Source organism: Campylobacter sp. BCW_6468 (genome assembly GCF_001762865.1).
Lineage (GTDB): Bacteria > Campylobacterota > Campylobacteria > Campylobacterales > Campylobacteraceae > Campylobacter_D > Campylobacter_D jejuni.
Window position 1 is genome coordinate 92,070 of record NZ_MJXQ01000042.1, and the last position, 16,359, is coordinate 108,428.

Here is a 16,359-nt window from a genome sequence, read left to right on the forward strand (position 1 = left end):
TATATTAAAATATTTAAGATATAACTTTATCAATTTTTAGCTAAAATAGGAGTAAATTTTTTATTTCTTAAATAAAAAATGGGATTAAGTTTTTAAATTATTTAAAAAGGATATAAAATGGATAAAGCCAAAATTGTTCAAAATTTAAATGCTTTGTTTAAACAAAGAGCAGAGTTTTACTCTTATTTTGATGAAAATATTGCCAAAATCAATGATACTGAAGTATTTGATTTTAAGAATGCTAAAAATTTAAATCCAGAAGAGGTATATAAGCAATTTTATCATTTTGATTATGCTATAAGAAAATTATTGCCTGCTATTTACAAGGTTTATGAAATTACAGATACAGATTTAGATAAAGATTTTTAATTTATTTAGAGAATAGAACGAACTATTCTCTAAAAGATATATCTAAATTTTTTGATTCTTCTTTTATATTTTTACTCGTGTCTTCATTTTGCTCAAATCCTCCACCAAATGCTTTGATTACATCTACTATGGAATTGGCATAAGAATATTTAGTATTATTAAAAGCAACGGCAGCATTAAGCCAATTTTGACGTGCCTCTAAATAATCTTGCAAAGACATTTCTCCTATATCATAGCGTTCTTTAGCAATTTCATAGATTCTTTTGTAAGATTGTTCGCTTGCTTGTGCATTATCGTATTGTAAGCGTATAGTTTTTCTAGCTACTAAAGCATAGCGAATTTCTCCAAAAGCAGTAATCAAAGTATTTTGATAATTTACAAAAGCTTCATCTTTATTAAGCTTGGCTAAATTTACATTTTGGTAAATTTCACCCCAATGAAAAATAGGCAGAGTAAAGTTTCCACCTATATTCCAAGTCTTAGAACCTCCTTTAACCAAGGTATCTAAATCCCCGCTTTCAAATCCCAATAATCCTGTTAAAGAAAGGCTAGGTAAGAAAGCCGTGCGAGCTACTCCAACAAGATAATTTTGCTGAGTTAATTTTTCTAAAGAAGAGCCAATATCTGGACGTTGAAGCAAGATGGTACTTGAAATTCCAGTTGGAATGTCAAATTCTTTAAGATTAAAAACTTGATAGCTTTGATTTTTGTAAAGTATGTCATTTAAATCATTTGAAGTTAAAATTTTTAAAGCTTTAAGGTAATTTTCTTTATTTAACTTTGCTTCATTATATTGCAAAGCCATACTTTCTAAGTTGGCTCTTGCTTGAGCAAGTTCATATTCACCTACAGCACCAACTTGAAATTTTTCATCATTAATCCTATAAATTTCTTTTGCCGATTCATAGGTTTCTTTAAGAGCATTTTCATTTTCATAAGCATTTACAAGATTAAAATAAGTTTGAACTGTATTTGAAATAACAGAAAGTCTTGCAGCTTCATAATCATACTCACTTGCTTTAAAGCCTGATTTTGAGGCGCGATATGTATCGCGATATTTTCCCCAAAGATCGATTTCATAGCTTAAATTAAGTCCCATTTTAAAATCATTACCGTAACTTACTTCCCCAGTTCGATTGCTTGGAGCATTTATAGCTGTTTTTGCACGACTTCCGCTTGCACTACCATCAAATTTTGGCAACAAACTGCTAAAATCTATACCTAATTGAGCAGCAGCTTGTTCCATGTGTATGAAGGCAAGTTTTAAATCATTATTATTTTTAAGTGCTAAATCAACCACTTTATTTAAATTTTCATCATCAAAGTCTTTCCACCAATTTTTTGTGATAGAGCTATTGTTTTCTTTTTCCCAAGATAAGGCTCCAAGCTTATTATCAATGCTATAGTTTGCTTCGGGAGTATTTAAATTTGGACTTAAAGAGCAAGCTGAAATCAAAAGAGTAAAACTTGCTATAGTGCTAATTGAAATTATTTTATTCATGAACCTTACCTCTTTTTTTATCTAGCCATTCATTAAAATTTTCTAAAAGATAGAAAAATAAAGGCACGAAGAATATCGCTAAAGTTGATGCTGCGATCATTCCACCAACAAGCCCTGTTCCTAAAGAGTGTCTTGAAGCACTTCCTGCTCCTGTTGCGAAAATCATTGGTAAGACCCCAAAAGTAAATGCCAAAGAAGTCATTATGATAGGACGAAAACGAAGTTTTGCTGCTGCAACAGCTGCTTCAAAAACTCCTTTACCTTTTTTAAAGCGCTCTTCCATTGCAAATTCTACGATTAAGATAGCATTTTTAGCTGAAAGTCCAATCAAGAGCAAAAGTCCTGTTTGAAAATATATATCATTGCTAAATCCTCTTAAATATACCAATAAAAATGATCCAAATACCGCAAAAGGTACAGCTGTTACGACTGCTAAAGGTATAAGCCATCTTTCATATTGAGCAGCTAGAATTAAAAAGACAAATATCATACCTAAAGCAAAAGCATAACTTGCTGTTCCTTTACTAGAAACTTCTTGATAAGCTGATCCACTCCAAGCTATGGAATAATCATCCCCTAAAGTTTCTTTTGCTACTTGAGCAATCGCTTCTATAGCTTGACCTGAAGTATAACCTGGTGCGGGTTGACCTTGAACTTGTGCTGCTGGGAAAAGGTTGAATCGTTTTACATCATCAGGCCCTGAACTTCTTTGTAAAGTTAAGAAAGAATCAAGTGGTATCATTTTTCCATCATTTGATCTTACAAAAATATTTTTTAACGCATCTTGTGTATTTCTAAAATCACCTTTTGCGCGGATATTTACTTGGAAATTTTTACCTAGCATAGAAAAATCATTAACATAATAAGTGCCTATAGTTGCATTCATCGTGTTAAAAACATCTTGCATGTTAAGATTGTAGTGTTTTAATTTATCTCTATCAATTATAAGCTTGTATTGAGGGAAAGTTGTATCAAGGGTTGTTCTTACTCTTGATAGCTCTTTTCTTTGGTTGGCCACAGCAACAAGTTTATTTACATCTTTTTGTATTTCATCATAGCTTTTTCCGCTTTTGTTTTGAACATACATTTCAAAACCGCCTGTGATACTTAATCCAGGTATAGGAGGTAAGCCTATAAATACACTTGAAGCATTGCGATCAAAAGCAAATTTTTTATTAAGTTCGGCTATAATTTGATCAGCGCTTACATTTCTATCTTTCCAATCTTGCAAACCTATAAACATTGCAGCGGCATTTTCTTTGAGTGAACTTGTAAAAAGATCAAATCCTATCATAGCCATTGCATCTTTAACTCCATTAGTTTTTAAAACTTCTTGGCTTATGTGATCAACCTCTGAAATTGTTCTATGGAGTGCTGAAGCTGAAGGAAGATTAATAATGCTAATCATCAAACCTTGATCTTCTTCAGGAACTAAAGAATTTGGTACTGCTTTATAGAGATAAAAAATTGCTCCAAGCATAATACAAAAAATTAAAACAAAACGAATGGTTCTTTTTAGGATATATGCTACTCCTGCGCTAAATACAGAGGTACTCCAATCAAAAAAATCATTAAATTTCTTTACAAATTTAAATGGCTCTCCTTCATTGCGTCGCAAAAAGAGTGCACATAAAGAAGGTGTTAAGGTAAGAGCAACAAAACCTGATATGGTTACAGATATAGCTAAGGTAAGAGCAAATTGTCTTTGAATCTCTCCAACAAAACCTGATATAAAAGAAACTGGTACAAAAACAGCACAAAGCACAAGAACAATTGAAATAACCGGAGAGCTAACTTCTTGCATCGCTTGGATAGCAGCATCTTTTACGCTTATTTGCTCATTTTCATGTAAAATCCTATCAATATTTTCTACAACTATAATCGCATCATCTACAACGATCCCTATGGCTAAAATTAAAGCAAAAAGCGTAAGCAAGTTAATACTAAAACCTAAAACATAAAGTCCAGCAAAAGTTCCTAACAATGAAACAGGTACAGCTATCATAGGAATAAGTGTTGCACGGAAATTCTTTAAGAACATATACATAACAATGATAACTAAAATTAGAGCTTCAACAAAAGTTTTAACAACTTCTTTGATTGATTCTATTACAAATTTTGTTGTATCGTAAGGAATTTTATATGTTAAACCTTTTGGAAAATTTTTTGAAAGTTCTTGCATTTTGGCTTGAACAAGTTCTGCTGTATGCAATGCGTTTGCCCCTGATTGAAGATTGATCATAATTGGAACTGCATCATTGCCATTTAATCGTCCTTGTGAGCTGTATTGTTGTGATCCTATTTCCACATCAGCTACATCTTTAAGTCTTAAAAATGATCCATCATTATTTGTTCTTAAAATAATGTTTTCAAATTCACTAGGATTTTGTAGTCTTCCTTGCATAGTGATTGAATAAACATAAGGGGATTTTTGGGTTACAGGTTCTTCGCCAATTTTACCAGTTGCGTATTGGGCATTTTGGTCATTAACCGCAGAAATTACATCAGTAGCTGTGATTCCAAATTTATTTAATAAATCAGGCTTGAGCCAAATTCTTAAAGAATAATTACGATTTCCTATAGCGTTTGCATCTCCAACTCCTGGAACCCTTTTTAACTCATCTAAAACATTTAAAGTGATATAGTTATATACATCTACTGCACTCATTGAGCCATCACTTGAATACATAGAAATTGCAGCAAGTGTTGTTGAGGAAGTTTTTCTAACTGTTACTCCAAGTTTTTTAACTGCATCTGGCATTTTTGCAGTTGCGGCTGAAATTCTATTATTAACATCTATGGTGGCTTGATCAGGATCTGTACCGATATCAAAATAAACAGTCAAACTCATAGTTCCTGAAGAACTTGAAGTTGAATCCATGTAAATCATATTATCTGCGCCATTGATTGCATCTTCGATAGGACTTGCAACTGTTGAAGCAATGGTTTGTGCATCAGCTCCTGTGTAAGTTGCACTTACTTTAACTGTAGGAGGGGTTAAAGAAGGATATTGTTCTATAGGTAAATTTGTAAGACCTATAGCTCCAGCTAAAGAAATGATAATTGCAACAACTGAAGCAAAAACAGGTCTTTCGATAAAAAATTTAGAAAACATTATTGTGCTCCAATTTCTTTAACTTCGCTACCAACTTGAATTTTTTTAAAGTTATCTAAAATGATTTTATCGCCATTTTGTAATCCTTTGTCAATAATGGCATATTCATTGTTTTGGTAGCTTATATGTACAGAAGATTTTTCTACTTTTCCATTTTTAACAAGAAGAACATAAACATCATTTTGATTTTGTTTAACAGCTATTTGAGGCACTTTAAAGCCATTTTTTTGTATAAAACCTTCTGAAGTAATTGTTGCAAAAGCACCTGGTAAAAGTGTTGAGTTGTTGTTGTCAAATATAGCTTTGGCTTTTACTGTTCCACTATTAGCATCTATAACAGAATCAATAAAATAAAGTTTGCCTTGAACGGTTTCTCCATTAAGATTTAAATTTGCATGAATGCTGTCTAAATCCCATTTTCCACTTTGAGTATTGCGGACTAAATTTAGTTTATCTGTATCTGAAATAAAGAAATCTGCGTAAATAGGATTTAAATTTGTAACTCTAACTAGTTCAGTTGTTGAAGCACTTACATAATCTCCTATATTAACTAAAGCATCTCCTATAGTACCATCAAAAGGAGCTTTTATTTCGGTATGATCTAGATCAATTCTTGCATTTGCAAGCTGTGCTCTAGCACTTGCTAGACTAGCTTTTGAATTGTTAAATGTAGCAAGAGAAGAGTCGTATTCCTTTTGAGAGATTGCACTTTTACTAAAAAGAGCTTTAGAACGATTAAAATCCTTGCTTGCATTTTCGAAAGTTGCCTTAGCCATCAAAGCTTGTCCGTAAGCCGAATCAACACTAGCTTTAAATTTATCTTGTTCTATAATAAATAATGTTTGTCCTTTTTTTACTTTATCTCCAGCTTTAAAAAGTTTATTTTCTATTACGCCACTAACTTGAGGTTTTATAATGACATCATAATCACTGACAAGTTTAGCAGGGTAAGTAAAACTAAGTGGTAAATCTTCAGATTTAGCACTCATGGTTGTTACAGGTTGAGGCGGCATTTGTATTTTTGGTGCTTCTTCTTTGCTGCAAGCAGTGAGTAAAAGCACAACACCTAAAGCTAAAATAGTATTTTTTTGAAATAATTTCATGGTTTTGCCTTGAAAAATTAAATTAAAAATTGTAATATTTATTACAAAAATTTTTGGCTAATTATATCTTAATTTTGGTTAATAAAATTACTTTTAAGCTTTGGATCCATTGATCCCATTTAGAAAAACATTTACAACAAATTCAACATGTTCTTTTTGTTCTTTTTTATTTTTTAAACGAGCATTAATTAAAACATTAAGATGATGATAAGGTTCTTTTAACATAGTGCAAAAAAGAACAGCAAGTTTTTCTGCATTTTTTTTCATATAAGAATTATTTTGTTGCTTGAAAAAATCCATAAGTATGTTATAGGAAAAATTTTGTTGATTGTTTTCTATCCAATTGGCAAGATGTCTATCTTTGTCATAAACTTGAGAATAGATAATTTTACCAAAAGCTACAGCTTCTGGTTGATTGAAAATTTCTATAAAAGCTAAACCAAAAGAAGTTAAAATTTCTTTTAAAGTGCCATTTTCAATTTCTTGTGTTTTGGAATAAATAAGATGAAAGTGTTTTTTACATATGTCATCTAAAATTTCAAAGAATAGCCCTTCTTTACTTTTAAAACCATCATAAATATTAGAATAAGATCCTCCAGATAATTTAATAATATCACTCAAACTTGTTTCTTGGTATCCTTTTGTTAAAAAAAGCTCTAAGGCCACTGCTTTGATTTTTTCTTGTCTGGCTAAAACTTTTTGTGATGGTATTCTATTTGAGTTCATTTTTATCCTTTATAAGAGTGCTTTTAGGGTATACAAATATACTTTTTCTAAAAACCGAAATTTTTTCATTATCCTTTGCGTAAGCTTTTATATGTAAAGGAAAGATTACGTCTTTTTTATCATTATTTGCTAAATTTTTTGTAGCCCTGATAACAACTATTTTTTTGACTTGTTCTCCTGCTTTTAATTTAAAAGGTTTGTTTGGTCTTATGATTTCAATTCCATCATTTATTCCTTCTAAATTTGCTGTAAAATAATATTCATGAGGTTTAGAATCTGTATTTTGAAACAAAAAGGTATAAGCATTTGAAATGACTAATTCACCTTTAACATTTGAAATATTATATAATTCACTACTACGATTGATATTTAAAAGCATGCTTTCTTTTTTGCTTCCCATGATGATTAAAGCCAGTAAAGCAATTAGAAGAACTATAAAATATGCTATCGTTCTAAATCTTAAATAATGAACCTTAGAACGCGTTTCAATAGCTTTTGCACTTGTCCAATTGATCAAACTTGGACGATTAAATTTGCTTTGAACCTTAGAGCAAGCATCGGCACATTCAAGACAATTAATACATTCAAGTTGCATTCCTTTGCGTATGTCAATATGAGTTGGACAGATGCTAACACAGGCTTCGCAACCTATGCATTCTCCCTCAGGCGGTTTTTTATGAAGTTTGGTGTGTCCATCATAGATCAAGCCCCCGCGTTTTTCATCGTAGATCACTTGCATTGTATCATGATCGAACATTACAGATTGTATTCTTGCATAAGGACAGACATAAACACAAAATTTTTCTTGTAAATAGGTAATATCCAAAGTAAAAAGTAAGCTAGCACAAAATAAAATTCCAAGTAAAAGTAGATGCTCGCCAGGATTTTGAATATAATTGAAAAAATCTTCAGGAGGAATAAAGTACCAAAGTAAATTACTAACAGCAACTAAAGATATAAAATAAAAAATTATCACTCCAAGAAATTTTTTAAAATATTGCCTCTCATATTCTTTTTGTTTGTTATTGATATTTTTGCGAATTTTAAGAAATTTAGTTTGTATGATATCTCTATATATAACTCTAAAAATCGTTTGTGGACAACTCCAAGCACACCAAATTCTTCCACCTAAAGTTGTAATAAAAAAAATAAATAAAAAAAGAAATATAAGAACAAAAGGCATGAGATAAAATTCTTGTGTTGAAAAAGAAATAAAAAATAGGTTTAATTTAGAGTGATCAAAACTTAAAAGAAAAAAATGATTCTCATTAATTCTTATGAAAGGTAGGGCAAATATGATAATACTTGCAATTAAATATACAAAATATCGTTCTTTTGTATAGTTTGTAATGTGTCCTTGCATTTTTAGACCTTAAATTATAATTTTTTAGTACTTTGTAATTAAGGATTATAACCGATAAAAACTAAAACAATTTTTAAATGCTTTCTAAGTTAGAATTAATAAGAAGTGTTTTATAATTATATTTCACAACAAAAATTTACACAGAAAGGTGGTGAGGACTGTGCCAGGAATCAAGGTGCATCCTAACGAGTCTTTTGATGAAGCATATCGTAAATTCAAAAAACAAGTAGATAGAAATCTAGTTGTGACTGAAGTAAGAGCAAGAAGATTTTTTGAGCCTATGACTGAAATTCGCAAAAAACAAAAAATTTCAGCACGCAAAAAAATGCTTAAAAGACTTTATATGCTTAGACGCTACGAGTCAAGACTCTAACCCAAAAGCCCGAAAGGGCTTTTTTTATATCTACAAACTTCATTTGGTATTAAATTAAAAAGTATTTATTATTTTTTGTTAAAATTTCTAATTTAAATTTTCTGTTTTTAGGATAAACTTATGAAAAAAATCAAAAAAATCATTCAAATTGGTATGATAGGTGGTTTAGCAGCTGTTGCTGGAGGTGCTTTAGCAGGTTGTGGAAGTAATAATGACAATTCAGATACTTTAAATCAAGCAGCTAATGCTCAAGGAGCTTTTGTAATTATCGAAGAAACAGCTCCAGGGCAGTATAAAATCAAAGATCAATATCCAAGTGATGAAACAAGGGTAGTTTTAAAAGATCTTAATGGCACAGAAAGAATTTTATCCAAAGAAGAAATGGATGCTTTGATTAAAGAAGAAGCAGCTAAAATTGATAATGGAACTTCAAATTTAACTAAAGACAATGGACAAATCAGTAGTGGGGGATTGAGTTTAGGGGAAACTTTACTCGCAAGTGCTGCAGGTGCTATTTTAGGAAGTTGGATAGGTTCAAAACTTTTCAATAATCAAAATTTTGCCAACCAACAACGCGGTGCTTTTTCAAATCAAAGTGCTTATCAAAGGAGTGTTAATAGTTTTAATAAAGCAGGCACAACAAGCTCTGCTTCAAGTGCTAAAAAATCAGGTTTTTTTGGTGGAGGCTCTAAAGCCACAAGTTCTAGTTCTTCTTTTGGTTCTTAAGGATAAATAATGCAATTACTACAAGTAGACAAACTTCAAAAAGATTATTTAGAAAATATAGGTTTTTCTTGGCATACAGATGAAGATGGAAGTGATTATATTAGCAATAAGTTAGTTTGTGTTAAGGAAAGTGAAGCTAATGCTTATTATGAAGCGGTAAATGAGCTTTATGATATGTTTATTGCTGCAGCGCAAGAAGTGATTAATAATGATCGTTTTGATGAGCTTGGAATTCCTTTTAATCTTATTGATGCGATTAAGATGAGTTGGGAAAATGAGGTTCATTGGCATTTATATGGGCGTTTTGATTTAGCGGGTGGACTTGATGGCAAGCCTATAAAACTTATAGAATTTAATGCTGATACCCCTACTGCTCTTTTTGAAAGTGCGATTTTACAATGGGCACTTTTAAAACAAAATGGAATGGATGAAAGCGCACAATTTAACAGCATTTATGAAAGTTTGATGGATAATTTTAAAAGACTTATTACCCTTGATGAAAGTGTTGAAGGGTTTGAAGAGCATTATCAAGGATGGAAAATTCTTTTTTCAAGTGTTGCAGGAAGTAAAGAAGAGGAAATCACTACAAAATTGCTTGCACATATAGCCAATGAAGCAGGTTTTCAAACTAATTTTTCCTTTGTAGATGAGGTAGAATTTAGTGAAGAAGGAATTTTTAAAGAGGGTGAAAATTATGAGTATTGGTTTAAGCTTATTCCTTGGGAAGATATAGCCATAGAAGAGGGTGAACTTGCTATGCTTTTAACTCAAATCATGCGTAATCAAAGAGCAATTATTTTAAATCCTGCTTATACGCTTTTATTTCAATCTAAGGGAATTTTAAAAATTCTATGGGAACTTTATCCAAATCATCCATTACTTTTAGAAACAAAAGATACTCCTTTGGAAGGTAAAAACTATGTTAAAAAACCTGTTTTTGGTAGAGAAGGTGCAAATATCAGTATAATTAAAGATGGAAAAACTTTGCATGAGAATGTAGGTCCTTATGGGAATAATAAGGCTATTTATCAAGAATATGTAGAGTTTAATTCATGTGAAAACGAATACTATCAAGCAGGTGTTTTCTTTGCTTATGAAGGGTGTGGCTTAGGATTTAGAAAAGGAGGACTTGTGCTTGATAATTATTCTAAATTTGTAGGACATATTATAAAGGATTAGAAATGAAAATTGTTTGTTTAGATGCGGCAACTTTAGGGGATTATGATTTAAGTGTTTTTGAAAAATTTGGTTCTTTGCAAATTTATACCACAACAAATAAAGAGCAAACCATAGAGCGTTTAAAAGATGCTAATGTCGCCATGACAAACAAGGTTGTAATTGATAAAGATGTGATTGATGCTTGTAAAAATTTAAAACTCATTTTGGAAACTGCTACAGGGGTTAATAATATCGATATTGAGTATGCTAAAGAAAAAGGTATTATTGTAAAAAATGCTGCTGGGTATTCTACTATGAGTGTGGTGCAACATACTTTTGCGTTTATGTTTGCTTTTTTAAATCAAGTGCTTTATTATGACAAATGGAGCAAAGAGGGTAAATGGTGTGAAAGTCCTATTTTTACAGATTATAGTAGAATTTTAAACACCTTAAGTGGTAAAAAACATGGTATTATAGGTTTAGGAACCATAGGTAAAGAAGTGGCAAAAATTTCAAAGGCTTTTGGAGCCGAAATTTATTATTATTCTACGAGTGGAGCTAATAAAAACGCAGATTTTGTACATTTGGAATTAAAAGATTTATTAAAAACTTGCGATATTATAAGTATCCACGCACCTTTAAATGAAAAAACCAAAAATTTACTCGCCTTTGAAGAATTAAAGCTTTTAAAAGATAATGCGATTTTGATTAATGTAGGAAGAGGTGGGATTGTCAATGAAAATGATTTAGCTAAAATCATAGATGAAAAAAATATTCGTGTAGGGCTTGATGTTTTAGAAATTGAACCTATGATGAAAAATCATCCACTTTTAAGCATTAAAAATAAAGAAAATCTTATTATCACTCCTCATGTTGCGTGGGCGAGCAAGGAGGCTTTAAATGCTTTAATGGATATAGTTTATAATAATTTAAAAGAATGGATAGAAAATGGCAAGTGAACATAGTTTTGATATTTCAGCAGCTTTAGATAAACAAGAGTTAAAAAATGCTTTTGAACAAGCTAAAAAAGAACTTGATAGTCGTTATGACTTAAAAGGAATTAAGTGTGAGATTGATTTAAGCGAAAAAGAGAGTATTTTTAAACTCAGTTCTTCTAGTGAAGGAAAGCTTGATGTTTTAAAAGATATAGTGATTTCTAAACTTATCAAAAGAGGAATTAATCCTAATGCTATTAAAGAGCTTTCTCGTGAAAGTGGAGCAATGTTTCGTTTAAATTTGAAAGCAAACGATGCTATTGATAGTGAAAATGCCAAAAAAATCAATAAAGCTATCAAAGATAGCAAACTTAAAGTTAATTCTTCGATTCGTGGTGAAGAAATTCGTGTTGTAGCAAAACAAATTGATGATTTACAAGCTGTGATGAAGCTTGTAAAAGAGCTTGATTTAGAGTTAAATATCAGTTTTAAAAATCTTAAATAAGGTCAAATTTGAAGCATTGTTTAGCTCTGTGTTTTATTTTTTTTCTTTGTGCTTGTAGTGTGAAAAATCAAAATTTTTCGAGTCAAAGCTTGATGGTTTTGATTGCTTCTCCTATGATAAAAATCAATGACGCAGCTTTTTTAAAAAAAGAAAATAATGCTTTAAATTTAGAAGTTTATAAACTAGGGCAAGCTTTTTTTGAACTCAAAATCAAAGATAAAATTTGTATCAATGCAGTGTGTTATGATAAAAAAGTGTTTAATCAAAAATTTTTTAAAAATGTATATTATGATGATATTTTAAGTGATATTTTAAAGGCAAATGCTTTATGGCAGGGTAAAAATTTAGAAAAAACTGATTGTGGTTTTGAACAAAATTTAAAAGCAAAAAATTATGAAATTTTTTATCAAGTTTGTGATAATAAAGTAAGTTTTTTTGATAAAATTTCACATACTAAAATTATCTTAACGCATATTCAAAATTAAAGGATAGAGTTTGAAATTTTTTTTACTGGTATTTTGCTTTGTAAATCTAGCTTTAGCGCAAGTTTATAAAGGTGAATTGTATTTTTATCATTTGCAGGATAAAGAAATTTTTGCCATAGTTTATGATAATGCGCCTATGACTCCACTTTTTGACAGGGATAAAAATCAAACAAGTTCTAGTTTTTTAATTATTGATGATATAAATGGAAATTTAGAGATTCCGCTCGTTAAGACAAATGATTTTTGGCAGGATGAGCGTAAAAAATATAAAATCAATTCTTCTAAAATGCTTACATATGATAATAAAAATTTTCAAGGAGAAAATTTAGGAACAACTACTTTAGAACTTGTTGAAACGCAAGATGGCATTCGTATAAAGCGTAGTCTTGATTTTATAGGTTTTAATGATGATTTTAAAGAATTTCATCCTGTTCATAAGAGTGTATTTAGTTTTGAACAAATTCGCCAAAAGCCTATTTTTTTACAAGATGGAAAAATTAGTTTTGAAGAATGGTATTATTTTTATGAAGATGGTATGAGCCGTGCTATTTTAGAATTAAATAATTTTGTTTATGATATTAATGCTCACGCATTTGTAAAACTAAATGATTTGTATAATACTAAAAATCAAAAATTTCAAAATCTTTTACATGAGAAGCTTAAAAATACATGTGATGAGTGTTTTGAAGATCTGCAAAATTTACAATTTAATAATAATTTTTTGCTTAATAATGGAAAACTAAAAATTTGTTATCTACCTTTTGAAGGTCATTTTTTAGATGAAAATATTTGCGTAGAATTTAACGAAGATGAGCTTAAGGAATTTAAAAAATAATGGAAAAATTAAAAAATTTTTTAAGTTTGAAAAATATAGAAGATACTCAAATTTATAAAGAGCTTAAGTGTGCTAAAAATGAGGCTTTGATTCTTAGAGAACTTTGTAGAAATTATGTCGTTTCTATTTCTTCTATCAATGCCTTTACTTTATTATCGACAATTTTTGGAAATGATAAGTATCTTTATCTTGATGCTTTGGAGGATTTAAAAAAACTTATCGAAAGAGGTTTTGTAAATCAAAATTCGAGTTTTTTTAAAAGTTTAGAAAATAATAAAACTCAAACATTAACTCTTGCCTTATTGCAAAGTGAGCTTAGTCTAAGTGAATATTTTTTAGAATTTTTAGAAGCAAAACCTCGTTTAAATTTTGAGAAACAAGAGGCTTATGCAGATTATTTAGAATATTTAAAAGATGAATTTGCGCGTATTCAATTATACGAAAGATTAAGTTTTATACAAAAAAGTGCTTATAATAGTGAAATAAAAAATCAAATTAAACTTTATGAAAAACATATCAAAGAAAGACTAAAAAAAAGTAAATTTTATAATGTATTGGCTGATATTTTTAAAGAATACAATCTTGAACATAAAGAACAAATTATTTTTCTAGCACTTTTAAAAGAAGAATACGCCTTAAGTAATGAAAGTTCGATTTCTAGAGAAATGAATTCTTTACTTTCTTTAATCAGTGAAAATGATTTAGAAAGGCATAAAAATAAAAAACTATTACAAGAAAATGCTCCTCTTTTAAACTTAATCGAGTATGATGAATATTTAAATGCTTTTGGAGATATTTCTAAAAGTTTTTTTATTATCGATGAAATTTTACAAAGAATTATAAATTTTGAACCAAAACAAAGTAAAAAAATCAAAATTGAAAGTGTTTTAAAAGATCAAGATATTTTCGAGCTTATAGAACCAAGCACTGACATCAATGATATTATTATGCCTGAAAATACAAAAGAGCTTTTAGAAAATATTTTAAAACAACAAGATAAAAAAGTCCTAGAAAGACTTCATTCTTGGGGTATAAAGAGTAATAAAAATATAGAAGCTAAAATTATTTTTTATGGTCCTGCTGGTACTGGAAAAACTATGTCAGCTTTAGCTATGGCTAAATCAATGAAAAAATCTGTTCTTAGTTTTGACTGTTCTAAAATTTTGAGCAAATGGGTTGGAGAGAGTGAGCAAAATGTAAGAAAAATTTTTGATACTTATAAAAATATCGTGCAAACTTGTAAACAAAGTCCTATTTTACTTCTCAATGAAGCTGATCAGTTTTTAAGTACGCGTGTAGATGGAAGTAGTGGTAGCGATAAAATGCATAATCAAATGCAAAATATATTCTTAGAGCAAATTGAGCGTTTTAGTGGTGTGATTATCGCTACGACAAATTTTTTAGAAAGCTTAGATAGTGCATTTTCAAGAAGATTTGATTATAAGATAGAATTTAAAAAACCTGATTTTAAAGATAGGCTTAAAATTTGGGAAAAATTTCTACCTAAAAAAGCATTATTTGAAAAAGATTTTGATATAAATATTTTATCAAATTATGAATTAAGTGGAGCACAAATTTTAATGGTGGTGAAGAATACAGCTTTGAAAGTAGCTGTATCAAAAGATGGGGTTTTTAAAATGCAAGATTTTATAGAAAGCATACAAAAAGAATTAAATTCAAGTTTTGATAAAAGTAAGATTGTTGGATTTTAACTTTTTTAATGTTTTTGTATAGCGAACTATAAAATAAAACAAAGCTATAATTAAAGCACTCCATTCCCAAAACATAGGAATTTTTGGGGTTAAAAAATAATGATAACTTGCCAAAACTAAGCATAAATATCCTAGTTTTCTGATTTTACTAAGTTTTTTAAAGATTTTAAAAGAACTTAAAAGCATTAAAAATATGATTAAAAATGCGATAAATCCACTTGCTTCTAATAAACGATGTGAAATATCATCGAAAAGCCTTAAAATTTGAGCATTTCTATCAAAAATAAAATAATTTAAAAAGTGCAAAATCGCCCAAAAAGCTGCAAAAATACCTAAAATTTTAGGATAATTTCTTGTTTTTTTAAATTTAAGTAAAGAAAATAAAAGACTTAAATTTAAAAAGATTAAAGCAAATATTCCAGTGTAAATATAGGCTTCTTTTACAAAATCAAAGGCTTTTATGATATGATAAAAGCCATAAATTAAACTTATGATAAAGCTAAAATAAGCAAGAAATTTAAAGTATTTTGTCTGCATTAAAAATTCACTTTCAAGTCCATGTTTTTATATAAACTTGCCACTTCTTTTTCATATCCATTAAACATTAAAGTAGGTTTGGTAAAGAAGTCTCCTAAAGCCCTCTCGTTAGCTTGAGACCATCTAGGATGAGAAACATTAGGATTGACATTAGCATAAAAACCATATTCACTTGGAGCGTAACTTTCCCAAGTGGATTTAGGCTGTTCTTTGGTAAATTCTATTTTAACTATGGATTTAATACTTTTAAAGCCATATTTCCAAGGAACAACAAGGCGTATTGGAGCGCCATTTTGAGGCTTTAAGGCTTTTTTATACATTCCTACTGCAAGCAAGGTAAGAGGATGCATAGCTTCATCCATGCGAAGTCCTTCTACATAAGGATAGTCTATAGTTGGAAATAAAGCGTCTTGATCGGGAAATTGGCTCTTATCTAAAAGAGTGGTAAATTTAACAAATTTTGCCTCGCTTGTAGGTTTTGCCATTTCAATCAAACGACGCAATTCAAAGCCTACCCAAGGTACCACCATAGACCAAGTTTCAACACAGCGAAAACGATAAATTCTTTCTTCTAGTGGAAATTTTAAAATATCTTCCATGCTTAAAGTTAAAGGTTTTTCTATTTCTCCACTGATATCGATTTTCCAATTTTGAGTATTGAAATTTTGTGCCAATGATACAGCCTTTCTTTTATCTGTTGAAAATTCATAAAAATTGACATAATTTGTAGCCAGTTCTTCATCGCTGATTTCAAGTTTGTTTGGATTAGTATCGCTTGTGAAATTTAAAGCAGATAGTTTAGAAGCAAGCACGCTTGAACTTATTAAAGCACCCGCTCCAAGTTTTAAAAAATTTCTCCTTTGTTTATAAAGTTTTTCAGGTGTTATAAGCATAATTTTTCCTTATTAAAAATTTT

Annotated in this window: 16 protein-coding genes; 9 read left to right on the forward strand and 7 right to left on the reverse strand. The window is 29.8% G+C overall.

Going from position 1 to position 16,359, the window contains the following annotated elements; all coding sequences use genetic code 11:
• The first annotated feature begins 117 nt into the window (after window positions 1–117).
• Window positions 118–369 (forward strand): CmeU family protein, encoded by a 252-nt coding sequence (gene cmeU, locus AJ889_RS08255; protein ID WP_002859455.1) that lies wholly within the window; start codon window positions 118–120, stop codon window positions 367–369.
• Window positions 370–391: 22 nt separating this feature from the next.
• Here the strand turns inward: cmeU and cmeC are convergent, their stop codons facing one another.
• The 5 genes from cmeC to ccoG all read right to left on the reverse strand — a co-directional run bounded on the left by cmeC (window position 392) and on the right by ccoG (window position 8,177).
• Entirely contained in the window at window positions 392–1,870 is a 1,479-nt protein-coding gene (cmeC, locus tag AJ889_RS08260) for a multidrug efflux transporter outer membrane subunit CmeC (protein ID WP_002859456.1), read from the reverse strand.
• Window positions 1,863–4,985 carry a multidrug efflux RND transporter permease subunit CmeB gene (cmeB, locus tag AJ889_RS08265; RefSeq protein WP_032584621.1) on the reverse strand — a complete coding sequence of 1,041 codons (3,123 nt, stop codon included), beginning with the start codon at window positions 4,983–4,985 and terminating at the stop codon, window positions 1,863–1,865. The genes cmeC and cmeB overlap by 8 nt, the downstream gene beginning before the upstream one ends.
• Window positions 4,985–6,088, reverse strand: a complete 1,104-nt coding sequence (gene cmeA, locus AJ889_RS08270) for a multidrug efflux RND transporter periplasmic adaptor subunit CmeA (protein WP_002859458.1) — start codon at window positions 6,086–6,088, stop codon at window positions 4,985–4,987. The genes cmeB and cmeA overlap by 1 nt, the downstream gene beginning before the upstream one ends.
• 93 nt (window positions 6,089–6,181) lie before the next feature.
• Window positions 6,182–6,814 carry a multidrug efflux system transcriptional regulator CmeR gene (gene cmeR, locus AJ889_RS08275; protein ID WP_002934928.1) on the reverse strand — a complete coding sequence of 211 codons (633 nt, stop codon included), beginning with the start codon at window positions 6,812–6,814 and terminating at the stop codon, window positions 6,182–6,184.
• Window positions 6,801–8,177 carry a cytochrome c oxidase accessory protein CcoG gene (gene ccoG / locus AJ889_RS08280; RefSeq protein WP_032584623.1) on the reverse strand — a complete coding sequence of 459 codons (1,377 nt, stop codon included), beginning with the start codon at window positions 8,175–8,177 and terminating at the stop codon, window positions 6,801–6,803. Before ccoG ends, cmeR begins: the two co-directional genes overlap by 14 nt.
• Window positions 8,178–8,337: 160 nt before the next feature.
• Here ccoG and rpsU point away from each other — a divergent pair, with 160 nt between their 5' ends.
• The 8 genes from rpsU (at window position 8,338) to AJ889_RS08320 (ending at window position 14,906) form a co-directional block, all read left to right on the forward strand.
• Entirely contained in the window at window positions 8,338–8,550 is a 213-nt protein-coding gene (rpsU, locus tag AJ889_RS08285) for a 30S ribosomal protein S21 (protein WP_002780697.1), read from the forward strand.
• A gap of 120 nt (window positions 8,551–8,670) precedes the next feature.
• Window positions 8,671–9,276 carry a UPF0323 family lipoprotein gene (locus AJ889_RS08290; protein ID WP_002868683.1) on the forward strand — a complete coding sequence of 202 codons (606 nt, stop codon included), beginning with the start codon at window positions 8,671–8,673 and terminating at the stop codon, window positions 9,274–9,276.
• A gap of 9 nt (window positions 9,277–9,285) precedes the next feature.
• Window positions 9,286–10,455 carry a glutathionylspermidine synthase family protein gene (locus AJ889_RS08295; protein WP_002858689.1) on the forward strand — a complete coding sequence of 390 codons (1,170 nt, stop codon included), beginning with the start codon at window positions 9,286–9,288 and terminating at the stop codon, window positions 10,453–10,455.
• A 2-nt stretch (window positions 10,456–10,457) separates the two neighbouring features.
• Entirely contained in the window at window positions 10,458–11,393 is a 936-nt protein-coding gene (locus tag AJ889_RS08300) for a D-2-hydroxyacid dehydrogenase (protein WP_002854730.1), read from the forward strand.
• Window positions 11,383–11,874 carry a YajQ family cyclic di-GMP-binding protein gene (locus AJ889_RS08305; RefSeq protein ID WP_002854188.1) on the forward strand — a complete coding sequence of 164 codons (492 nt, stop codon included), beginning with the start codon at window positions 11,383–11,385 and terminating at the stop codon, window positions 11,872–11,874. The genes AJ889_RS08300 and AJ889_RS08305 overlap by 11 nt, the downstream gene beginning before the upstream one ends.
• Window positions 11,875–11,882: 8 nt before the next feature.
• On the forward strand, window positions 11,883–12,359 hold the full coding sequence (locus tag AJ889_RS08310) for a hypothetical protein (protein WP_002854442.1): 477 nt from the start codon (window positions 11,883–11,885) through the stop codon (window positions 12,357–12,359).
• Between the two features lie 10 nt (window positions 12,360–12,369).
• Window positions 12,370–13,194, forward strand: coding sequence for a hypothetical protein (locus AJ889_RS08315; RefSeq protein WP_002868686.1), 825 nt, complete (start codon window positions 12,370–12,372; stop codon window positions 13,192–13,194).
• Complete coding sequence (locus AJ889_RS08320; protein WP_002854291.1) at window positions 13,194–14,906, forward strand: ATP-binding protein; 1,713 nt, start codon at window positions 13,194–13,196, stop codon at window positions 14,904–14,906. Before AJ889_RS08315 ends, AJ889_RS08320 begins: the two co-directional genes overlap by 1 nt.
• On the opposite strand, the gene AJ889_RS08325 is transcribed toward AJ889_RS08320, so the two are convergent.
• Complete coding sequence (locus AJ889_RS08325; RefSeq protein WP_002859467.1) at window positions 14,871–15,443, reverse strand: sulfite oxidase heme-binding subunit YedZ; 573 nt, start codon at window positions 15,441–15,443, stop codon at window positions 14,871–14,873. The two genes, AJ889_RS08320 and AJ889_RS08325, sit on opposite strands and share 36 nt — an antisense overlap.
• Entirely contained in the window at window positions 15,443–16,336 is an 894-nt protein-coding gene (gene msrP / locus AJ889_RS08330) for a protein-methionine-sulfoxide reductase catalytic subunit MsrP (RefSeq protein ID WP_002858649.1), read from the reverse strand. The genes AJ889_RS08325 and msrP overlap by 1 nt, the downstream gene beginning before the upstream one ends.
• Window positions 16,337–16,359: the final 23 nt, after the last annotated feature.